Source organism: Arthrobacter sp. 10L430, assembly GCF_056395245.1.
The window spans coordinates 1-20812 of record NZ_JBFTJD010000016.1 but is presented as its reverse complement, the minus strand read 5'-3'; the positions used below and the strand labels follow the sequence as shown (position 1 = coordinate 20812).

18 protein-coding genes and 1 rRNA gene are annotated in these 20812 nt (G+C 66.1%); 5 read left to right on the top strand and 14 right to left on the bottom strand.

Annotation, left to right across the window (positions count from 1 at the left end; genetic code table 11):
• Positions 1-18 precede the first annotated feature (18 nt).
• Positions 19-1926 carry an AMP-binding protein gene (locus AC1DDG_RS14310; RefSeq protein ID WP_476876573.1) on the bottom strand — a complete coding sequence of 636 codons (1908 nt, stop codon included), beginning with the start codon at positions 1924-1926 and terminating at the stop codon, positions 19-21.
• A 172-nt stretch (positions 1927-2098) separates the two neighbouring features.
• Between AC1DDG_RS14310 and AC1DDG_RS14305 the strand changes: the two genes are divergently transcribed.
• The 4 genes from AC1DDG_RS14305 to AC1DDG_RS14290 all read left to right on the top strand — a co-directional run bounded on the left by AC1DDG_RS14305 (position 2099) and on the right by AC1DDG_RS14290 (position 6391).
• The gene (locus tag AC1DDG_RS14305; RefSeq protein WP_476876572.1) at positions 2099-2740 is read left to right on the top strand and encodes a GntR family transcriptional regulator; all 642 of its coding nucleotides are present in this window, start codon (positions 2099-2101) and stop codon (positions 2738-2740) included.
• Positions 2741-2752: 12 nt separating this feature from the next.
• Positions 2753-4273 (top strand): MmgE/PrpD family protein, encoded by a 1521-nt coding sequence (locus AC1DDG_RS14300; protein WP_476876571.1) that lies wholly within the window; start codon positions 2753-2755, stop codon positions 4271-4273.
• On the top strand, positions 4274-5179 hold the full coding sequence (gene prpB, locus AC1DDG_RS14295; protein WP_476876570.1) for a methylisocitrate lyase: 906 nt from the start codon (positions 4274-4276) through the stop codon (positions 5177-5179).
• 72 nt (positions 5180-5251) lie between these two features.
• A complete protein-coding gene (locus tag AC1DDG_RS14290; protein WP_476876569.1) occupies positions 5252-6391 on the top strand; it encodes a bifunctional 2-methylcitrate synthase/citrate synthase in 1140 nt (379 codons plus the stop codon).
• Positions 6392-6470: 79 nt separating this feature from the next.
• Here AC1DDG_RS14290 and AC1DDG_RS14285 read toward each other — a convergent pair whose 3' ends face one another.
• The 12 genes from AC1DDG_RS14285 to AC1DDG_RS14230 form a co-directional block, all read right to left on the bottom strand.
• On the bottom strand, positions 6471-7985 hold the full coding sequence (locus AC1DDG_RS14285; RefSeq protein ID WP_476876568.1) for a hypothetical protein: 1515 nt from the start codon (positions 7983-7985) through the stop codon (positions 6471-6473).
• A 1-nt stretch (position 7986) separates the two neighbouring features.
• On the bottom strand, positions 7987-8496 hold the full coding sequence (locus tag AC1DDG_RS14280; RefSeq protein ID WP_476876567.1) for an RNA polymerase sigma factor: 510 nt from the start codon (positions 8494-8496) through the stop codon (positions 7987-7989).
• A gap of 74 nt (positions 8497-8570) precedes the next feature.
• Positions 8571-9059 (bottom strand): 8-oxo-dGTP diphosphatase, encoded by a 489-nt coding sequence (locus tag AC1DDG_RS14275; RefSeq protein ID WP_476876566.1) that lies wholly within the window; start codon positions 9057-9059, stop codon positions 8571-8573.
• A gap of 69 nt (positions 9060-9128) precedes the next feature.
• Positions 9129-10130, bottom strand: coding sequence for a site-specific tyrosine recombinase XerD (gene xerD, locus AC1DDG_RS14270; RefSeq protein ID WP_476876565.1), 1002 nt, complete (start codon positions 10128-10130; stop codon positions 9129-9131).
• A complete protein-coding gene (locus AC1DDG_RS14265) occupies positions 10130-10792 on the bottom strand; it encodes an NUDIX domain-containing protein (RefSeq protein WP_476876564.1) in 663 nt (220 codons plus the stop codon). The genes xerD and AC1DDG_RS14265 overlap by 1 nt, the downstream gene beginning before the upstream one ends.
• Before the next feature lie 30 nt (positions 10793-10822).
• A complete protein-coding gene (locus tag AC1DDG_RS14260) occupies positions 10823-12652 on the bottom strand; it encodes a CTP synthase (RefSeq protein ID WP_476876563.1) in 1830 nt (609 codons plus the stop codon).
• A gap of 117 nt (positions 12653-12769) precedes the next feature.
• A complete protein-coding gene (gene recN, locus AC1DDG_RS14255) occupies positions 12770-14509 on the bottom strand; it encodes a DNA repair protein RecN (RefSeq protein ID WP_476876562.1) in 1740 nt (579 codons plus the stop codon).
• A gap of 3 nt (positions 14510-14512) precedes the next feature.
• Positions 14513-15568 (bottom strand): NAD kinase, encoded by a 1056-nt coding sequence (locus AC1DDG_RS14250; RefSeq protein WP_476876561.1) that lies wholly within the window; start codon positions 15566-15568, stop codon positions 14513-14515.
• Between the two features lie 12 nt (positions 15569-15580).
• Positions 15581-16393, bottom strand: coding sequence for a TlyA family RNA methyltransferase (locus AC1DDG_RS14245; protein WP_476876560.1), 813 nt, complete (start codon positions 16391-16393; stop codon positions 15581-15583).
• A gap of 1 nt (position 16394) precedes the next feature.
• Positions 16395-16652: a hypothetical protein gene (locus AC1DDG_RS14240; RefSeq protein ID WP_476876559.1), complete on the bottom strand. Its 258-nt coding sequence runs from the start codon at positions 16650-16652 to the stop codon at positions 16395-16397.
• Positions 16653-16661: 9 nt separating this feature from the next.
• The gene (locus tag AC1DDG_RS14235; protein WP_476876558.1) at positions 16662-17651 is read right to left on the bottom strand and encodes an HAD-IIA family hydrolase; all 990 of its coding nucleotides are present in this window, start codon (positions 17649-17651) and stop codon (positions 16662-16664) included.
• Positions 17652-17657: 6 nt separating this feature from the next.
• Positions 17658-18602 carry a hypothetical protein gene (locus AC1DDG_RS14230; protein ID WP_476876557.1) on the bottom strand — a complete coding sequence of 315 codons (945 nt, stop codon included), beginning with the start codon at positions 18600-18602 and terminating at the stop codon, positions 17658-17660.
• A 36-nt stretch (positions 18603-18638) separates the two neighbouring features.
• Here AC1DDG_RS14230 and AC1DDG_RS14225 point away from each other — a divergent pair, with 36 nt between their 5' ends.
• On the top strand, positions 18639-19469 hold the full coding sequence (locus tag AC1DDG_RS14225) for a hypothetical protein (RefSeq protein WP_476876556.1): 831 nt from the start codon (positions 18639-18641) through the stop codon (positions 19467-19469).
• Positions 19470-20437: 968 nt separating this feature from the next.
• Here the strand turns inward: AC1DDG_RS14225 and rrf are convergent.
• Positions 20438-20554 (bottom strand): 5S ribosomal RNA (rrf, locus tag AC1DDG_RS14220).
• Positions 20555-20812 lie beyond the last annotated feature (258 nt).

The following is a 20812-nucleotide window of genomic DNA, read 5'->3' as shown; positions in this document are numbered from 1 at the left end:
CAGCAGGTTCCGACAAGCTCAACCGGCGCCGTTGGCGTCCGCCGGCCGCAGGGCTGCCATCAGCTGGTCCAGCACCCCGGCGTCCTCGATGGTGGAGGGAACAACGTAGTCCTCGCCGTCGGCGATTTGCCGCATCGTCTTGCGCAGGATCTTCCCCGACCGGGTCTTGGGCAGCGCCTCCACCACCGCGACGTTCTTGAAATCGGCCACCGCCCCGATTTCCCGCCGGACGAGCGCGATGAGCTCCCGTTCGAGAACCGGCACCGGCAGGTCCACGCCCGACTTCAGCACCACGTATCCGCTGGCACGCTGGCCCTTCAGCGGATCGGCGACGCCGATGACGGCGCATTCGGCCACTGCAGGGTGCTGTCCGATGGCCTGCTCCATGGAGCCGGTGGACAGCCTGTGTCCGGCGACGTTGATGACGTCATCGGTCCGCCCCATCACGAAGAGATACCCGTCCCCGTCGCGGTAACCCGAGTCGCCGGTGGCATAGCAGCCCTCGAATGCCTGGAGGTACGACGAGATGTACCGGTCGTCGTCGCCCCACAGCGTCGTCAGGGTGCCCGGGGGCAACGGAAGCCTAAGCACGATGTTTCCTTCGGTTCCGGCGTCGACTTCCGCGCCGGAACTGTCCACGATGCCAAGGTTGAAGCCTGGCATCGCCACCGTGGGTGAGCCTGGCTTGATGGGGAGGGAGTCCAGTCCGCGCGGGTTGGCGCAAATGGCCCAGCCCGTTTCCGTCTGCCACCAGTGGTCCACCACAGGCACCCCCAGGATACGCGCCGCCCAGTGATAGGTGTCGGTGTCCAGGCGCTCGCCGGCGGCGAACAGGGTCTTCAGGCTGGAGGTGTCGTAGCGGGCCAGCAGTGCGGCCTCAGGATCCGCCTTGCGGATGGCGCGCAGGGCGGTGGGCGCGGTGAAGAGGACATTGACCTTGTGGTCCTCGATGACCCGCCAGAAGGCGCCGGCATCGGGAGTCCCCACCGGCTTGCCCTCATACAGAACGGTCGTGGCGCCGGCCAGGAGCGGGCCGTACACAATGTAGGAATGTCCCACGACCCAGCCGACGTCGGACGCCGTCCACATCACGTCACCGGGCCCGACGTCGTAAATGTTTTCCATGGTCCAGCCGAGGGCCACTGCGTGGCCGCCGTTGTCCCGGACCACTCCCTTGGGGCTTCCCGTAGTGCCTGATGTGTACAGGATGTAGAGCGGATCCGTGGCGCTGACATCCACCGGCGCAGCGGCTGCTGCCCCGGCCATTTGCTCGTCCCAGTCCAGCCAGCCGGCGAAGTCGGCGCGTTGAGCCGCGAAGCCGTCCCGTTCCTTGACCAAGACCCGGGTGCCTTCCGCGCCTGCGAGCGCGAGAGCCTCCGCCACTGCGGGCAGGTACTCCACGCGGCGGGACGGCTCGATTCCGCCGGAGGCGGTTACCACGGCCATGGGGGCGGCGTCGCGGATGCGCGCGGCCAGTTCCTTGGGCGCGAACCCGCCGAACACCACGGAATGGATGGCACCGAGACGCGCGGTTGCGAGCATGGCGATGGCGGCTTCGGGAATCATGGGCATGTAGATCACCACCCGGTCCCCCTTGGCCACGCCCTGCGCCCTCAGGACGCCGGCGAACCTGGCCACGAGATCGGTGAGCTCCGTATAGCTGTACCGTTGCTGGCTGCCAAGTACGGCGGAGTCGTAGATGAGTGCGTCCTGGTCTCCGCGGCCCGCCTGGACATGCCGGTCCAGCGCATTGAAGGCTGTATTAAGGACGCCGTCCGGGTACCAGCCGTAGAGCGGAGCACGGGCGCTGTCCACGGCCTGGTGCGGAGCCTGAGACCAGGACACCCGCCCTGCGGCCTCCAGCCAGAATTGGTCGGGCGTGGTGAGGCTGCGGTCGTAGGCGTCGCGGTAGCTGTTGGTGACCATGAAGAGTTCCTGTCCACTACGTTGTGTTGCGGCCCATGCTATCCCCGGCGCAGGTCCGCAGACAAGGGCTGTGTATACATAAAGGATGATCTTCTGCCCTTTTTGCCAAATTACTGGGCTCGATCTGGTTTTATGTATACACTCAAGAGAACTACCAACGAAGGGAGGCCAGATGCGCGCCAGCGACAGAGCCTATGCGGCACTGCGCGACGACATCATCGAATGGCGCCTCCGCCCCGGTACCGTCCTCGCTGAAGTCGAGCAGTCCGAACGCCTCGGCGTCTCGCGGACACCGCTGCGGGAAGCGCTGAGCCGCCTCACCGCGGAAGGGCTCACGACGACGGCCGGCGGCCGCGGCGTCGTCGTCACCGACATCTCACTGGAGGACATCGACGAACTGTTCGAGCTCCGCGAAACGCTCGAAGGCAAGGCCGCCGCTCTGGCGGCAGAGCGAGGTGATGCCGCCGTTTTCCTGCAGCTGCAGCGCGAGCTTCTCGAAGCGCCCGCACTCATTAGCACCATTGATCCGGCCCGCCACGAGTACTACGAGCTCGTGGGCCGTCTCGATTCGGCGATCGACGCCGCCATTTCCAACTCCTACCTGGCGCAGGCCATGCGGAGCCTGCGCGTGCACCTGGTCCGGGTCCGCCGGCTCGCCGCCGACGACCACGCGCGGCTAACAGCCGCCGCTGCCGAACACGCAGCCATCGCCGAGGCGATAGCAGCCGGCAACCCGCGGCTTGCCCAGGCCGCCACCACCATGCACCTGCACCGCAGCCTCTCCCACGTCAAAGCCACCCACACACCTCAATAACAAGGAGCCACCATGGTCAAGGAACACCACGTCCGCGTGTACAAAAGCGAGGAAAACCTCCCCCGGGAAGACCAGCTCGCCCACAAAATCGCCGTGGTGGCGGCCGACCCCGTTCCTGTCACGGACGACGTCACCGACATGGTGATCAACCGCATCATCGACAACGCCTCTGTAGCCATTGCCTCGCTGAACCGCGCCCCGATCATCGCCGCGCGGGCACAGGCCCTGACCCATGGCCCCTCGACCAACGGCAAGGGCTCGAAGGTCTTTGGCATCGGCGAGCGCGTTTCCCCCGAATGGGCCGCGTGGGCCAACGGCGTGGCTGTCCGGGAGCTGGATTACCACGACACCTTCCTGGCTGCCGATTACTCCCACCCCGGCGACAACATCCCGCCGATCCTGGCCGTGGCGCAGCACGTGGGCTCTAGCGGAGCGGACCTGATCCGCGGGATTGCGACCGGCTATGAGGTTCAGGTCAATCTGGTCAAGGCCATCTGCCTGCACAAGCACAAGATCGACCACGTGGCGCATCTCGGCCCGTCCGCCGCTGCCGGCATCGGCACGTTGCTGGGGCTCGACGTCGAAACCATCTTCCAGTCAGTGGGGCAGGCGCTGCACACCACCACCGCAACCCGCCAGTCCCGCAAGGGCGAGATCTCCACCTGGAAGGCCCACGCCCCCGCGTTTGCCGGCAAGATGGCCGTTGAAGCCGTGGACAGGTCCATGCGCGGCCAGACGTCGCCGGTGCCGATTTACGAAGGTGAGGACGGCGTCATCGCGTGGATGCTCGACGGCCCGGACGCCTCCTACAGCGTCCCGCTGCCCGAAGCCGGCGAGGCCAAGCGGGCCATCCTGGACACCTACACCAAGGAACACTCCGCCGAATACCAGGCGCAGGCCTGGATAGACCTCGCCCGGAAACTCCACGGCGAACACCCCGAGGTCACCGACCCCGCCAACGTGAAGTCGGTCCTGATCAAGACCAGCCACCACACGCACTACGTGATCGGCTCCGGCGCGAACGATCCGCAGAAGTACAGCCCCACTGCCAGCCGCGAAACGCTGGACCACTCCATTCCCTACATCTTCACCGTTGCCCTGCAGGACGGCGCCTGGCACCACGTGGACTCCTACGCTCCCGAACGCGCAACCCGCCCGGACACGGTTGAGCTGTGGCAGAAGGTCACCACGGTGGAAGATCCGGAGTGGACGCGCCGCTACCACTCCCTGGACATCAACGAGAAAGCATTCGGCGGTTCCGTGGAGATCACGCTGGCCAACGGCACCGTCATCACCGACGAGATCGCCGTGGCCGACGCGCACCCCTTGGGTGCCCGGCCGTTCGCCCGCGAGCAGTACATCAACAAGTTCCGCACCCTCGCCGCGGGCCTCGTGGAAGAAGAAGAAATCGAGCGGTTCCTCGAGGCTGCCGCCCGGCTTCCGCAGCTGGCCGCCGGCGAGCTTGACCAGCTGAACATTACCGCCGCACCCGGCGTCATCGACTTCGCCGCCGCTCCGAAAGGGCTGTTCTAAATGCTGTACTCCAAGGTCACACCGGAGCAGAAGCGGATCCGCTTCCGTGAACTGCTGGCTTCAGGGACCGTCCAGCAGTTCCCAGGCGCCTTCAATCCCCTTTCCGCCCGGCTGATCGAGGAGAAGGGCTTCGCCGGCGTGTACATCTCAGGCGCCGTGCTGGCCAACGACCTCGGACTGCCGGACATCGGGCTGACCACCCTCACTGAGGTTGCCACCCGGGCCGGGCAAATCGCCCGCATGACGGACCTGCCGGCCATCGTGGATGCCGATACCGGATTCGGCGAGCCGATGAACGTCGCCCGGAGCGTCCAGGAGTTGGAGAACGCCGGCCTGGCCGGCTGCCACATCGAGGACCAGTTCAACCCGAAGCGTTGCGGCCACCTGGACGGCAAGAACGTGGTGGACCTGGATACGGCCACCAAGCGCATCAGGGCCGCTGCGGACGCCCGGCGCGATGAGAACTTTCTGATAATGGCCCGCACGGACATCCGGGCGGTGGACGGGCTGGAGGCTGCCAAGGACCGTGCCCGCGCCCTGGTCGAGGCCGGCGCCGACGCCATCTTCCCGGAAGCGATGAAGGACCTGAGCGAATTCCAGGCCATCCGTGACGCGGTGGACGTGCCGATCCTGGCCAACATGACCGAGTTCGGGAAAAGCGCGCTGTTCACCGTGGACGAGCTGCAGGGTGTGGGCGTGAACATGGTGATATATCCGGTCACCCTGCTCCGTAGTGCCATGGGCGCTGCGGAGCGTACGCTGGAATCGATCAGGGCCGACGGAACGCAGGAGGCACAGGTAGGAAGCATGCTGACCCGCGCGCGGCTGTACGACCTCGTGGACTACGAGGCCTACAACCGCTTTGACACCGGCGTCTTCAATTTCCGGATCCCCGGAACCGACTGACGCGCAACCCACACCCGGACCACCGGCCCCGGACGGCCGGTAAATCAGACGCAAGGAACGAAGGAGTTCAGCATGGCTGAAGAAGAGATCAAAAAGGGCCTCGCCGGCGTCGTGGTGGACTACACCGCCGTCTCCAAGGTCAACTCGGACACGAACTCGCTGCTGTACCGGGGCTATCCGGTCCAGGAACTCGCAGCAAGATGCAGCTTCGAGGAGGTCGCGTACCTGCTCTGGAACGGCGAGCTACCGGATGCCGGGCAACTGGCCGCGTTCACGGCCCGGGAGCGCGCCGGCCGCCCCTTGGATCCCGTGGTGAAGCAGGTGGTCGACACTTTGCCGGTCACGGCGCATCCCATGGATGTTTGCCGGACGGCTGCCTCCGTGATGGGCGCGCGCCATGAACTTGCCGAGGACTCCTCCCGGGAGGCCAACATGGCCAAGGCCGTGGACCTGTTCGCGGCCATGCCCGCCGTCGTCGCCTATGACCAGCGGCGCCGGCGCGGGCAGGAACTCGTGGAACCCCGCGAGGACCTTGGCTACTCCGCCAACTTCCTGTGGATGGCCTTCGGTGAGGACGCCGTGGCGGAGGTCGTCGAAGCCTTCAACGTCTCGATGATTCTCTACGCCGAGCACTCCTTCAACGCCTCCACGTTTACGGCGCGCGTCATTACATCCACCCTGGCTGATCTGCACTCGGCGGTGACCGGCGCGATCGGTGCACTGAAAGGTCCGCTGCACGGCGGCGCCAACGAAGCCGTCATGCACACCTTCGACGAGATCGGCATCAGGTCCGAGGAATCCCTGGAGGAGGCCGCAGCCAGGGCCAAGGCCTGGATGGAAGACGCACTGGCCCAGAAAAAGAAGGTGATGGGCTTCGGGCACCGCGTCTACAAGCACGGCGACTCCCGCGTGCCCACCATGAAGGCTGCCCTGGACAAGATGATCGCGCACTATGGCCGTCCCGAGCTGCTGGGGCTGTACAACGGGCTCGAGTCCGCGATGGATGAGGCCAAGGGCATCAAGCCGAACCTGGACTACCCGGCCGGCCCCACCTACCACCTCATGGGCTTCGACACAGAGATGTTCACGCCGCTGTTCGTCGCCAGCCGGATCACCGGCTGGACTGCCCACATCATGGAACAGGCCGCTTCCAACTCGCTGATCCGTCCCCTGAGCGCCTACAACGGCCCGGAGGAACGGCACGTCCCATAGCTTCGATTTGCCTTCCGAGCGTACGACGCCGGGCCGGTCACCTTTTCGGGTGACCGGCCCGGCGTCGTTTCAGCAGGCCTCAGGACGTGATCTGCAGGCTCCGGATCATTGCCTTCAGTTTCAGGTATTCGGGTGTCTCCATGTAGGCCCTGGCCTCTGCCACGCTGGCAAACCGTGGTTCGGAGGCGTTTTGGACGGCCCGGTCTGCGAAGGACAACATTCCCCGCGGTGTGCCCGTGACCACTGTGTACATCAGGCAGTTGTCCTGCACCGACCCGCTGGACTTGTCCACCAGCCCCACCTGGTAGCTGAGTCCCTTGCCGTCGGACGTCTGGTCCATCACCCGGTAGGAGAACCGGACTGCCCGCTGTGCGGCCCAGTCTGCTGTCAGAGATGACGAGGCCGTATCAAGCTCAGTTATCTTGTGCGTCCCGTCCGTGCAGGCGCCGCCCAGGCCGCCGGCTGCACCGTGCACGAAATCCGCCACCGTCTTGCCCGCCCCATCGGTCACCCGGATTCCCGAGCCCGGGTAGTCAGGCGTTCCGACAGTGACATCCTTCGCGGTCCAGCCCTGCGGCAGAACGAAGCTGGCCTTCCCGTCCTGGCTGACAAAGCGCGGGCTGATGGCCGTTTTGGCTGGCTGCAGTGCAAGGGAGATCAGCATGCGTTTGACGTCCTGGTACTCCTGCGTCCCCATGTAGGCCTTAGCCTCGGCAAGGGAATCAAACGTGAGCGGAGCGTCTATTCCGTCGGCCATGAGCCAGGTGGTGTCGCCAAACTGCGGGATCGGAACGTTTTCCGGGCCCAGGATACCGTTGTACAAGCCACACGTGGTGGTTTGCGGAGCCAGATCCTCGTCGGCAAGTGCCAGCGAGCCGTAAACCTTGTCTCCCTCTATGACGCGGAAGACAAAGGCGGACGGACCTTGGGCGGAATCCTGGCGCTTCCCGGCTTTCTGCGGGATGTCCACGACCACCGAGTCGAGGGTCTGGTATGGCTTCGGGTCCGGGCACGCTGGACCACCCGCTGAGTCGTAGAGCAACCGCAGGGTGGCCTTGGTCTTGCCGGCGGCATTCTTCACTTCGACTGTGTTGTAGGAACCCCCGTCGATTGTGTGCGGGGCCTCTGACACGCTCCAGCCGGCGGGGTGTTCGAAGGTTGCCTGGCCGGTGGCGTCCGTGAAGGTGGTCCAAGCAACCGGCGCCGGGACCGGCTTCGGCGGAGGCGTCGCGGTCGCCGTCGTAGTTGCAGGGGTGGTCCGTGTTGCCGTCGGCTTCACTGTTGCTGCTTCTGCGGTTTCAGACACGGTGGGCGCAACGGGGCCAGCGGGAGCGGGCGCCGAGGTCAGGGTCCCGAGGTTCATTGCCACCAGGATGCCGGCCGTCACCGCCGCAGCGGTCAATGTAAGCACGCCGGCCAGGCGCGCCCGGCGCCTTTTCCGGTCCTCGAACCTCACCACGTCGGCGGGCAGGCTGTCGCTGAACATGGGCGCCCCTGCAAGCACTCTGCGCAGGGCCGCGTCAGCGTCGGGCACCTCTGCCGGGTCGTGACGGAGCGGGTCGGTCCCGGAAATCAGATTCTGGATCGGATCCATGTCATGCCCCCATCTTCTGTGTGATCGATCCGGCTGCCACCGGCATTTGCTTGCGGAAGGCGGCCCGCGCGCGGTGCAGACGTACCCTCGCGGCGGATTCGCTGCACTGCAGCACGCCCGCAATCTCCGCCATGCCCAGCTCGTCCCAGTAAGCCAGTTGGAGGATGTCGCGCTCGCTCTCACGCAGGGCGGCCATCGCGTCGTGGACCACGAGGTCCCCGGACTCCCCGCCGGAGCGCAGCTCCGCCGCTGCCCGGAGCTTCTCCTGCAGCGCCAGCAGCCTGTCTCGGCTGCGGTACGCGTTTCCAATCAGATTCCGCGCCACCGTCAACAGCCACGCGATGTCTGTCCGGGGCTCGTCACCCCATTTCTGCCAGACAACACGGAAGACGTCTGCTGCGAGCTCTTCAGCAAGCTCTGCCGACTCCACGCGCCGCCGGACGAATCTGTAAACCCGCGGATAACTTTCCCTGTGAACGGCGACGAACGCCAGTTCGCGTTCCGATTCCACGCATCCCCCAAAACGAATGAAGTAGTGTCCTGCTTGGCAGGCTAACCATATTGTTTCCGCTCCGGGGCCGGCTGTTACACACCCCGCGAAGAATATTCAGCGGAGGCCACGGTCTGGTTGTCATCGTTCAGGGTGATGACCGCAGCCACCGCTTCGCCACCCAGCGCGGCGGGGAGCCAGTGCTCGGCGTCCTGCCACATGCGCTCCAGGGGAAGCGCGGAGACAAGAAACCATTCCGGAATAATTTCTTCACTCTCCACGGGGTCGCCGATCCATCGGCGCGCGGTAAACAAGCGGGTGGACATGTTCCATTCCGGCCGGGCGGGAAAGACGAATTCGATCAGCCCGGCGTCGCGAAGGTCTTCCTCCAGGACCACCACTCCGGCTTCCTCGTGGACCTCACGGCAGGCCGCCTGCGCGTCGGTCTCGCCCTCCTCCACATGGCCGCCCAGGCCCACGATCTTCCCTAAGCCGAACCCGGTCTTCTTAAGCCCCAGCAGGACCTCCGGGCCCGCCGCACCGTCGCGAAGCATGAAACAGAGGGTTACGGGTGTCGACGTCATGGATAAACAGTAGCCCTCGCCCGCTCCGGTCCCGGGCGTCACGTCGGGATTCTGCGTGCGGCCCTACGCCTAGCCCAAAGCCCTCGGGTGGGCCGCGGCATAGATTTCGCGGAGCGTGTCTGCCGTCACGAGGGTGTACACCTGTGTGGTGGTCACGGACGCGTGGCCCAGAAGTTCCTGGACCACCCTGACATCCGCTCCGCCTTCGAGCAGATGCGTGGCGAACGAGTGGCGAAGGGTGTGCGGCGATACGTCCTTGGTGATGTTCGCCTTCTCCGCGGCAGCCTTCAGGATGGTCCAGGCGCTCTGCCTGCTGATGCGCCCACCCCTGGCGTTGAGGAAGAGCGCCGGCGTGCCCTTGCCCTTCGCTGCCAGCAGGGGGCGGCCCCGGACAAGGTAGGCGTCGAGTGCCCTGGCCCCATACGATCCGAGCGGAACCAGGCGCTCCTTGGAACCCTTGCCGAACAGCCGCACGATCGCCGGTCCGGCCTCGGCAGGCTGCAGCGAGACGTCGTCCACATCCAGTCCCACGGCCTCGCTGATGCGGGCACCGGTGGAATAGAGGAATTCAAGCAGTGCCCGGTCCCGCAGCCCGGTGGCGGTGTCGGTCCCGGCGGCTTCAAGAATCCTGGTGACTTCATCCACGGTGATGGCCTTGGGCAGCCTCTTCCCGGGCATTGGCGGGTGGACGTCGCTGGCCGGATCCGCCGTCGTCGTTCCTTCCAGCGCCCAGAACTTGTGCAGTCCCCGGACGGCGACCACGGTGCGGGCCGCCGAGCGTACGCCCAGGGGCGTCCCGCCGTCGGAACCGTCAGACAATGCCTGCGCGAAGCCCGTCACATGGTGGCGAGTGACGTCGCCGGGGCGGTTAATGCCTTCTGCGGCCAAGAAGTTGGAGTAGCGGGCAAGATCGCGGCGGTAGGCGGACAGGGTGTTGGCAGCGAGGCCGCGCTCCACACCCATGTGCTGGAGGTAGTCGGTCACGGCGCGGTCGATCGCCGTCCGCGGACGATCCTGGCTCGGGCGGCCCGGGGCCGGCGAAGCCTCAGCTGCTGCCGTGACTGCCGTCATCAGCGCTGGCTGGGATGGGCCGGCCAGGGCGCGTTGGCCGGTCGCAGATCGCCGAAGCCGTCTGCCTTCGCTGTTGCGGCGGCAAGGATTCCGACGACGGCGGACGGGTTGTGCAGGCGCCCTTCCAGCACCGCTGCCACCGCTTCCTCGAGCGGAATCCAGTGCAGTTCGATTTCTGCCTCTTCGTCCGTGCGCACGTGAAGTTCGTGGTCCGGCACTTCGGTGAGCCCGCGGGCGAGGTAGATGCGGATCGCCTCGCTGGAGGATCCGGGTGAGTTGAAGAAATCCACCAGGACGTTCCAGGTGCTGGCCACGAGGTCCGCCTCTTCGGCGAGCTCCCGGGCGGCTCCCACCACGAAGTCCTCACCCTCCACGTCCAGCAGGCCTGCCGGGATCTCCCAGAGGTCCATTCCCACCGGGTGCCGGTACTGCTTGATCAGCAGCACCTCGCCGGCGTCATTCATGGGAAGCACGGCCACTGCCCCGGGATGGTCGATGTAATCGCGGACCAGGGGGTCGCCCTCGTCGGTGAGCTTGAAGCTGTCGCTGACGACGTCCCAGATCCGGCCCTCGTAGACCTTCTCGGTGGACAGCAGACGGCGCGGGCTCGGCGCATCCGAAACCTGCCGTGCAGCAGGAGTGTTTCCAGAATTACCGGGCATCGCGCCGTCCTCCGTCGTTGGTGCTCTGGTCTACTTTGCGGTTACTTTGCGGGCTGTTGCTTCCGTCCCCGTTGCTTTCGTCCCCGTCACGTCCGTCCCCGTCACGCCCGCAGGGGTCTCGGAGATCCGAGCTGCAGAGGCCAGGGCGCCGTTGTCGGCGCTGCCGCTCTGGTGTTCCAGCGCAGCCTTGACCAGTCCGGCGAAGAGCGGGTGCGGCCGGGTGGGGCGCGAGCTCAGTTCGGGGTGGGCCTGCGTGGCGACGTAGTACGGGTGTACTTCGCGGGGCAGTTCCACGTACTCGACGAGCTTCCCGTCCGGGGATGTTCCGGAGAACACGAGGCCCTGGGCGGCGATCTGCTCGCGGTACTTGTTGTTGACCTCGTAGCGGTGGCGGTGGCGTTCGCTGACGGTGGTGGTGCCGTACGTTTCCGCGATGACCGAACCTTCGTCCAGCTTGGCTTCGTACAGGCCCAGGCGCATGGTGCCGCCAAGGTCTCCCTTGCCTTCGACGATGTCCAGCTGCTCTTCCATCGTGGCGATCACCGGGTACTTGGAGTCCGGCTCGAATTCGCTCGAAGAAGCACCTTCGAGGCCAACCACATTGCGGGCGTACTCGATGACCATGCACTGCAGGCCGAGGCACAGGCCCAGTACCGGAAGACGGGTTTCCCGGGCGAACTTCAGGGCGCCCAGCTTGCCCTCGAGGCCGCGGATGCCGAAGCCGCCGGGAACGCAGATGGCGTCCACGCCGTCCAGCGACCTGACGGCGCCTTCGTGGGTTTCGCATTCGTCGGACGGGACCCAGCGGATCTTGACCTTGGCGTCATTGGCGAAGCCGCCGGCGCGCAGGGCCTCCGTGACGGAGAGGTAGGCATCCGGCAGGTCGATGTACTTGCCCACGAGGGCAATTTCAACCTCGTGCTTGGGGTTGTGGACGGCTTCCAGCAGCTTGTCCCAGCTGGTCCAGTCAACGTCCTTGAAGGGCAGGTCCAGGGCGCGGACGATGTAGGAGTCCAGTCCCTGCGAGTGCAGCGTCTTGGGGATGTCGTAGATGCTCGGGGCATCCGGGCAGCCGATGACGGCGTCGATGTCGACGTCGCACATGCGGCCGATCTTGTCGCGCATCGGCTGCGGGACTTCGCGGTCCGAACGGATCACGATCGCCTCCGGCTGAATACCGATGGAGCGCAGGGCCGCAACGGAGTGCTGCGTTGGCTTGGTCTTCAGTTCCTGTGACGGGCCGATGTACGGCACGAGGGAAACGTGGAGGAAAAAGACATTTCCGCGGCCGATGTCCTGGCGGACCTGGCGGGCGGACTCAAGGAAAGGCTGCGACTCGATGTCGCCTACCGTGCCGCCGATCTCGGTGATGATGACGTCGGGGGCGTTCTTGCCCTCGGCCGGCAGGCGCATCCGGCGCTTGATTTCATCGGTGATGTGAGGGATGACCTGGACGGTGTCACCCAGGTACTCGCCGCGGCGTTCCTTGGCGATGACCGTGGAGTACACCTGGCCGGTGGTGACGTTGGCCGAGCCTTCGAGGTTTTCATCGAGGAAGCGCTCGTAGTGGCCGACGTCGAGGTCCGTTTCCGCACCGTCATCAGTGACGAAGACCTCGCCGTGCTGGAAGGGGTTCATCGTGCCCGGATCCACGTTCAGATAGGGATCGAGCTTCTGCATAGTTACAGACAAACCGCGTGCCCGCAGCAGGTGGCCGAGGCTTGAAGCCGTCAGTCCCTTGCCTAGCGAGGACGCCACACCACCGGTGACGAAGATGTGTTTGGTCGTCTTGGACGAGCCCGGGAACCGGGAATTTACACGGGAATTTGATCGCTGCACCACGGAATTCGAGCCTATCATCAATTGAGCCTTCCACGGATCGGGTAACGCGTCCCCAAATGCCTCAGTCTTCCGTGTCCGGGCGCTGGGGGCAAGGGCAGTGTGGGCAAGGGCCTTCCGGGCAAGGGCACCTGCGGCTCAGGCCCGTTGGGGCAGCAGCTTGGCATCGTCCAGCAGCTCCTGCGCATGCGCCTGGGCGGTTTCGGAGTCCTCCTGGCCGGCGAGCATCCGTGCCAGTTCCCTGACCCGCTCGGGCTCGTCCAGCAGTTGGACGTCACTGGAGGTGAACCCGGTGGCGGTGCCGCCGTCGGAGCCCCGCACGGAGGTCTTGGTGACCCGGATGTGCTGGTCCGCGAAGGCGGCCACCTGCGGCAGGTGGGTGACCACGAGCACCTGGACGTGGCGGGCCAGCATGGCCAGCCGGCGCCCGATTTCGACGGCGGCGCGGCCACCCACACCCGCATCCACTTCGTCGAACACGAAGGTGGGGACAGGATCAACGGCTGCCAGCACCACCTCGATGGCGAGCATGACCCGGGAAAGCTCACCGCCGGAGGCGCCCTTGCCCAGCGGCCGCGCGGGAGCCCCCGAGTGCGGCCGCAGCAGGAAGGAGATCTCGTCCGCGCCGTAGGGGCCCAACTGGCCGGCGGCCTCGAGGTTGATGATCAGGGTGGCATCCGCCATGGCGAGGGCCTTCAGCTCAGCGCTGACCCTGGCCGAGAGCTCCTTGGCCGCCTTGGCCCGGATTTTGCTGATCGCAGCGGCCCGTTTTGTGAGTTCCGCCTCCGCCCGTGCCACTTCGGCGTCAAGGGCCTCGATCCGGGTGGAGTCGTCCTGCAGTTCATCGAAGCGGACGCGGGCGTTTTCCGCCCAGACGAGGACTTCATCGATGCTCGGCGCGTACTTGCGGACAAGTTTTGCCAGTGCGGCACGGCGGTCTTCGATCTCGGCCAGCCGCTCCGGGCCTTCCGAATCCAGGCCGGCCTGATAGCTGGCAAGCTCCGTGGCAATGTCGTTGAGCAGGAAGCCCACCTCCGCGAGGCGCGCGGCGGCCGCGCCAAGCTCTTCGTCATGCTCCGATACGTTCTCCAGCGTCCGCTTTGCCGCATCCACGAGGGTCGTGGCGTCGCCGGTGTCGCCGAAGTCCTCGGCGATGAGTGCCTGGTGTGCGGTGGTGGCCGCGATGCGGAGTTCCTCGACGTTGGCCAGCTTCACGGCCTCGGCCTTGAGGGTGTCGTCTTCGCCCGGCTGGGGGTCAACGGCGTCGATTTCCGCCAGCGAAATCTCGAGCGACTCGGCCTCGCGGAGCCGGTCCCGCGCTGCGCTGCGGAGCGTTTCCAGCTCGGCCTGGCTGGACTTCCAGGAGCCGTAGAGTTCCTGGAAGCCGCTTAGGGTTGCGGCCAGGTTTTCGCCCGCGAACTTGTCCAGTGCCTCTCGCTGGGCGGTCGCACTCTTCAGCCTGATCTGGTCCGACTGGCCGTGCACCACCACAAGCGATTCGCCGATTTCGGCGAGCACGCCCACGGGGGCAGCCCGACCGCCAAGGAACGCACGGCTGCGTCCGTCCGCCCCCAGGCGCCGTGACAGCAGCAGTTCCGCCCCGCCGTCGAACTCCTCGATCTCCGCGCCGGCGTCACGGGCGCGTTCCAAGGCAAAATGCCCGGTGTCGAGCCTGACCACGGCTTCCGCGGAGGCGCTCTTGGCGCCGCTGCGGACGGCACCGGCGTCGGACCGGGCACCGAGCAACAGCCCGACGGCGGTAACCACCATGGTCTTGCCGGCGCCGGTCTCGCCGGTGACAACGCTCAGTCCGGGGCCCAGCGGCAGCGTGGCGTCCGTGATGACGCCCAGGTCGCGGATTCTCAGTTCTTCAAGCATGGATCACTTCCCCGTCGGAGGATCGGAATCTTCATCTGGCCCGGCGAAAGGCTGCGCAGCCCGAGGCAGGCCGTCAAGGCTTGGCGCGGACAGCGGCGCCATGGGCCGGGGCGTGCGCACGATCGGCACCGGGCCGGTGTGCACCTCCTCGGACTGCGGCACGGGGCCGCGCCAGCCGTGAATCGGCAGTTGGAACTTGCGGACGAGCCGCCCCGAAAACGGCGTCTGGTGGGTGCGCGCCAAGCGGACGGGAGTGGCTGACTTGGTGACCTCAACACGGGCGCCGGGCGGAAGGTCAACCGAGCGGCGGCCGTCGCACCACAGCACGCCCTGGGCGTCCGTCCGGTTCAGGACCTCCACCGCCAGCCGTGACCGGGGCGAGACCACCAGTGGCTTGGCGAACAGTGCATGGGCGCTGATTGGGACGATCACCAGGGCTTCGACTTCAGGCCACACGACCGGGCCGCCGGCAGAAAAGGCGTAGGCCGTGGACCCCGTGGGCGTAGCGAGTACCACGCCGTCGCAGCCAAAGGACGTCAGCGGACGCTCATCCACTTCGGTGACCACCTCGAGCATCCGTTCCCGGTTTCCTTTTTCGATGGCCGCCTCGTTGAGGGCCCACGTGTGCCAGATTTTCTGACCGCGCACCCAGACCTGGACGTCGATGGTCATCCGCTCCTCCACCGTGTAATCGCGGCTGGCGATCCATTCAACGGTCTGCGTGAGGTCCGCCCTCTCGCTTTCGGCCAGGAAGCCGACGTGGCCCAGGTTCACTCCGAGCAGGGGAACGTCCACTTCGCGGACCAGTTCCGCGGCGCGAAGGATGGTGCCGTCACCGCCGAGCACCATGACGAGCTCGACGTCGGGCAGTTGGACGTGGTCGTGCAGGACCTCGACAGGCTGCTCCAGCCGCCCGAAGAAACCCTCCATGTCGCCCAGTTCTGACTTTTGCATCACCGGGATAATGCCGGAAGCGTGCAGCTGGGCGCACGCTTCCCAGGCAGCCTTCAGGGACTCTTCGCGGCCGGTATGGGCAAGTACCAGTACACGCCTGCTCATCGGTTCCGCTCTCTAGTGGTTCGGCCAGATATTTCCGAGCAACGCAGCAACTGCTGCGTCCCGCTCTTCGATCTTAGGCAAGTCTTCGGCAATTCTTCGTTTTATCCACAGGAAGTATTCGACATTTCCGTCCTGCCCGGGCAGCGGACTCGTGGCCAGTCCGCGCAGTTCCAGGCCTGCGTCGATGGCAGCACTCGCCACTTTACCGACAGCCATCCGGCGTTCGCGCTCTGAGGTGACCACGCCGGTGCGTCCCAGCCGGTCCTTGCCGATCTCGAACTGAGGCTTGACCATGAGCACCAGGTCACCGCCCGGGCCGGTGCACGCCGCCAGCGGCGCCAGGACCAGTGTCAGCGAAATGAAGGACAGGTCCGCCACCGTCAGTTCAACGGTGCCGCCGATGTGGTCCGGGTCCATATAGCGGACGTTCAGTCCCTCATAGACGCTCACCCGCGGATCGCTGCGGAGCTGAGGCACCAACTGGCCGTGCCCGACGTCGACCGCCACCACCTGCGCGGCGCCCCGCCGCAGCAGGACGTCGGTAAAGCCGCCCGTGGAGGCACCGGCGTCAAGGCACCTTTTGCCGCCGACAACGACGTCGGGAAACGCGTCCAGCGCGCCGGCCAGCTTGTGGCCAGCCCGGCTGACATAGGTGTCGGTGGCATCTTCAGCCACCGTGAGCTCACGGTCGTCCGGCACTTGGAGCGACGCCTTCGCCAGCACGTCGCCGGCAGAAGACACTTTGCCCTCGGCGATGAGCCGCGCCGCATGCGTGCGCGACCGCGCAAGGCCGCGGCTGACGAGCATCTGGTCGAGTCTGATCATGTCAGGCGGCGCCGGCCCCGCTAGGAGTGTTCTCGTTCAGCGCTTCGAGCAAGGCGTCGTGTATGGCTGTGTAGGCGGCAGGATGCTGGGAAACGGGCAATCCGGGGATTTCCCGCACCTGGTCCAGGATCTCGTGGACCGTGCCGTCGCCAACAGAGATGCCCTCGGATCCACCCGCACCAGAATCGGCGGGCGGCGGTTCAGGCCAGGACACCAACGAGGCAGCCTCGACGTGCGAGTCAGGATTCAGCTCTGTCATGGCACCAGTCTATTGACCGAGCCATTCAAGCACGGGAGCTGTGGCCTCTGCAGCGTTCGGGTGCGCCTCCCACCAGGCGGCACAGGCTGCACGCCACGAATCGAGGCTTTCCTTGTTGCCGCTGATCCGTACACTCTCTCCGTCTACTGAGGCAGTCGAATCACCGCAGCGGAACGCACCGCCGTCATTCTCCACCGCGGGATACGGCTGGTACAGCCCGGTCAGGTCCTGGATGACGAAGGCGGGCCGTTCGTCCGTGCGCGCCGCCAGGATCGACTCCCGGGTGTCGACGCCGGTCAGGACGGCCACGGTGGCGAAGCCGGCTCTGTTGCCGCCCAGGATGTCGGTATCCAGCCGGTCGCCCACCACGAGCGGCCGCTCCGCCCCGAGGCGCTTGGCCGCAGCGTGGAACAGCGGAGCTTCGGGTTTGCCTGCGACACGCGGCGTCTGGCGCGTTGCCGCCGTGACGGCGGCAACGAGGGTGCCGTTACCGGGCGCCATTCCGCGGGCCTGGGGAATGGACATGTCCGTGTTGGTGGCCACCCACAATGCCCCGCCGGCCACGACGTACGCAGCTTCCGCCAGGTCCTTCCAGCCGATTTCCGGATTGAAGCCTTGCACCACGGCCACAGGGTTGCCCTCGGCGCTATGCACGGGCTTGAGGCCCACGAGCTCGATTTCGTGGGCAAGGGCCGGGCTGCCGGTGATCAGGATGGCGGATCCGGCCGGAAGCAATGATGCCAGCAGCTCAGCTGCAGCCTGCGAGGAACTCACCACCTGGTGGTCTTCGGCGGGGGCGCCGAGTTCACGCAGATGGGCAGCGACCTGCGCCGGAGTCCGGGAGGCGTTGTTGGTCACGTAACCAAGGCCGACGCCGACGCCATCCAGTCGCCGCAGCGATTCCACCGCTCCCGGGATGGCATGGGGGCCTGCATAGACCACACCGTCCAGATCGGAGAGCAGTGCGTCGAACCGCGAAATCAGGTGTGTGTCATCCATTCGTGCCTAGTCCTCCGAACCTTCGGGCCTGCGGTCCTCGTGGTCCGATTCGTATACTTCAGGCTGGATGTCACCGGTCTGGGCGTCACCGGCGTGGGCGTCACCGGCGTTCTCTGACTCCATTTCCTCGGCGTCGTCCGTCTCAGCGGAATCGGCGTCGGACTCGGCGTCATCGGACTCAAAGTAGTCGGAACCGGCGTCGTCCAGGTTGTCAATTGCTGACGACTGATCTGCCGCGGGGCCTGCGGCACCGTCCTCCGCACTGACCTCGGCAGCCTGCTGCGCGGAAGAAGGGCGTGCCTGCTCGGGAGCCGCGTCTGCGGCCGCCTGGGCTATCAGTCGCCGGCGTTCGGCTTCCTCGCGTGCTTCCTCTTCCTCGTCCCAGCCGAGGTCGATGATGTCTGGTTCCTCGGATATTCCCGTGCCCAGGGCATCCTCGGCGACCGTGGCCTGGCGTTGCCACTTCCCGGCCTCGGCTCCACGTCCGGCGGCGCCCAGGGCATCTGCATAGGCCCGGAACAGCCGCGGGCTGTAGGAGAAGGCACGGTTGATGTCCAGTTGCGCGATCTCCAGCTCGGCGACGGCAGCATCAAGCTGTCCGAGGTCCGAGCGGGCACCGGACGCAACTATTGCCAACTCCACCTTGCCCGGAGCGTCCAGGTCCTGGGCTTCCTCCGAGCGGACAACGTCCAGCGCACGGTCGGGCCGTCCAAGGCCACGTTCGCAGTCAGCCATGACGGGCAGGTGCACGTTGGAGCCGCTGATCCTGCGGTAGGTCCGGAACTCACGCAGAGCCTCGCCGTAGTGTCCGGCGGCATAGGCCGTCAGGCCCACGGCTTCGCGGACAGCCGCGAGGCGCCCCCCGCGCCGGCTGGCGGCCAGGGCGTGCTGGAAGGCAAGCTCGGGCTCTTCGTCGATGAGGCGACCGGCCATCACAAGGTGGCGGGCCACCCATTCAGCGCTCTTGGCTTCAAGGGTCTTGATCTGATGCTGCGTGGCGCGGTCCAGCTCCTTGCCCGTGACATCCTCGTCGATCTCGGGAGAACGCTCACGGTCCGGGCGGTTGGCGCTGCGCAGGTCCCGGGCGTTGGGGACACGGACCGGGCGGTCTTCGTCCCTGTCGCGGCCGAACTGGCGCGGGCCGGAGTCGCCCCGGTCAAAGCTGCGCGGTGCCCTGTCCTGCCTGTCGCCGAACGGCTTGCGGTTGTCCCCGCCGCCAAAGCTGCGGCGGTCGCCTTCGCCTTCACGGCGCGGACGGTCACCGAACGGCTTACGCTCACCGGCACCGAAACTGCGGCGGTCGCCTTCGCCTTCACGGCGCGGACGATCCCCGTACGGCTTACGGTCGCGGTCGCCAAACGGCTTACGGTCACCCTCGCCCTCACGGCGCGGACGATCCCCGAACGGCTTACGGTCGCGGTCGCCAAACGGCTTACGGTCACCCTCGCCCTCACGGCGCGGACGATCCCCGAACGGCTTACGGTCGCGGTCGCCAAACGGCTTACGCTCACCCTCGCCCTCACGGCGCGGACGATCCCCGAACGGCTTACGGTCGCGGTCGCCAAACGGCTTACGCTCACCCTCACCCTCACGGCGCGGACGATCCCCGAACGGCTTACGGTCGCGGTCGCCAAACGGCTTACGGTCACGGTCGCCAAACGGCTTACGCTCACCCTCACCTTCACGGCGCGGACGATCCCCGAACGCCTTGCGATCGCGATCACCAAACGGCTTACGCTCACCCTCACCTTCACGGCGCGGACGATCCCCGAACGGCTTACGGTCACGATCGCCGTCGGGACGGCGGGGGCCATCTGAGCCCCGCCCGTCCTGGGCGCGGAATCCGCGCGGATCCCCACCGGAGTTGTTGGTGCCACGGAATGATCCGCCGTTGGAGCCGCGGTCACCTCCGGAGTGTCGGCGGTCTTGTCCGCCGCGATTGCCGCCGTTGTGCTCAGCCATGGTGGATTCCTCCTGTAGTGAGCCGACCACTGGCGCAATGCGCAGCCGCTCTTATCCTTGTTTTCTTGTCCGTGCGCAACCCGAGGTAAAGCACCTCGAAGCTCGCATACCTCATGCAATTCTAGGCGAGAGCCCGCGGGACGACTAACGGGAAAGCCGCCAGAAGGAGCTTCGTGGGAATGCTCACAACCAGGTTCCTGGTGCACCCCAACGGCGTCAGCGCAGGAAGTGAGAGACGGTTCATCGTCTAGCCACCGACGCTCTCTCACTTCCTGCGGGAAAGTCACCGACGCTCTCTCACTTCCCGCGGGAAAGTCACCGACGCTCTCTCACTTCCTGCGGGAGAATTACGGACGCTCCCTCACTTCCTGGGGGAAAGTCACCGACGCTCCCTCACTCTGTCGGGTTCGACGGCGGCGTGTTGGCCTGGGTGCCCGGGCCGACCTTGGTGGGGTGAGAGAGCGTTGCCCAGGAAGCTGCAGGAAGTGATAGGGCGTGCCGGGTTTTCGTGCAGGAACTGCGAGAGCGTTGCCCGAAGAGGGTGCAGGAAGTGAGAGAGCGTGCCGGGTTTTCGTGCAGGAACTGCGAGAGCGTAGCCGGAGAAGGCGCAAGGAGTGCGGGAGGGTCCCGGGTTTCGGTGCAGGAAGTGAGAGAGCGTGCCTATAAATCTCGGCCGGTGCAAAACCCCTGCCGTTGAGTCGGCCGGGCCGTGGCGGGGCCGTGGCGGGGCCGTGCTGGCAGGGCCCGTCGACTCCGGGGGGATATTTGGGGTTAAAGAGCGAAGGCCCCGACGTTTGTTGTCGGGGCCTTGGCCGTAAATGGTTGTCCGGCGGTGACCTACTCTCCCACACCCTCCCGGGTGCAGTACCATCGGCGCTGTGGGTCTTAGCTTCCGGGTTCGGAATGGGACCGGGCGTTTCCCCCACGCTATGACCGCCGTAACCCTTGTACCCGAACCCCCTGSGGGGGTTGGGAAAWCYKGTGGTTACAACTTCCTGTGCCGTTKYCTCTSTTTCGAGGGSKGGCGCAGGGTGTGGTGTTGTTATTTTGTTGTTGGTTCTCAAGCAACGGGTTTGTTGGTTGGGAACCACATAGTGGACGCGGGCAGTCTTGTTATCTTCGTACCATTGTGGGTGTGAACGTCTTTTGAATCCGTTCACCAATGGTGTGTGGTGTAAGTTATCGGCCTATTAGTACCG

Coding starts and splice junctions, on each gene's coding strand:
- AC1DDG_RS14225 (WP_476876556.1), top strand. CDS start 18,639: ATGCTGCGTGGCGCGGTCCAGCTCCTTGCCCGTGACATCCTCGTCGAT.
- AC1DDG_RS14265 (WP_476876564.1), bottom strand. CDS start 10,792: ATGCCCGGTAATTCTGGAAACACTCCTGCTGCACGGCAGGTTTCGGAT.
- AC1DDG_RS14300 (WP_476876571.1), top strand. CDS start 2,753: ATGGTCAAGGAACACCACGTCCGCGTGTACAAAAGCGAGGAAAACCTC.
- xerD (WP_476876565.1), bottom strand. CDS start 10,130: ATGACGGCAGTCACGGCAGCAGCTGAGGCTTCGCCGGCCCCGGGCCGC.
- AC1DDG_RS14260 (WP_476876563.1), bottom strand. CDS start 12,652: ATGATAGGCTCGAATTCCGTGGTGCAGCGATCAAATTCCCGTGTAAAT.
- prpB (WP_476876570.1), top strand. CDS start 4,274: ATGCTGTACTCCAAGGTCACACCGGAGCAGAAGCGGATCCGCTTCCGT.
- AC1DDG_RS14310 (WP_476876573.1), bottom strand. CDS start 1,926: ATGGTCACCAACAGCTACCGCGACGCCTACGACCGCAGCCTCACCACG.
- AC1DDG_RS14245 (WP_476876560.1), bottom strand. CDS start 16,393: ATGATCAGACTCGACCAGATGCTCGTCAGCCGCGGCCTTGCGCGGTCG.
- AC1DDG_RS14285 (WP_476876568.1), bottom strand. CDS start 7,985: ATGGATCCGATCCAGAATCTGATTTCCGGGACCGACCCGCTCCGTCAC.
- AC1DDG_RS14290 (WP_476876569.1), top strand. CDS start 5,252: ATGGCTGAAGAAGAGATCAAAAAGGGCCTCGCCGGCGTCGTGGTGGAC.
- recN (WP_476876562.1), bottom strand. CDS start 14,509: ATGCTTGAAGAACTGAGAATCCGCGACCTGGGCGTCATCACGGACGCC.
- AC1DDG_RS14250 (WP_476876561.1), bottom strand. CDS start 15,568: ATGAGCAGGCGTGTACTGGTACTTGCCCATACCGGCCGCGAAGAGTCC.
- AC1DDG_RS14235 (WP_476876558.1), bottom strand. CDS start 17,651: ATGGATGACACACACCTGATTTCGCGGTTCGACGCACTGCTCTCCGAT.
- AC1DDG_RS14275 (WP_476876566.1), bottom strand. CDS start 9,059: ATGACGTCGACACCCGTAACCCTCTGTTTCATGCTTCGCGACGGTGCG.
- AC1DDG_RS14240 (WP_476876559.1), bottom strand. CDS start 16,652: ATGACAGAGCTGAATCCTGACTCGCACGTCGAGGCTGCCTCGTTGGTG.
- AC1DDG_RS14305 (WP_476876572.1), top strand. CDS start 2,099: ATGCGCGCCAGCGACAGAGCCTATGCGGCACTGCGCGACGACATCATC.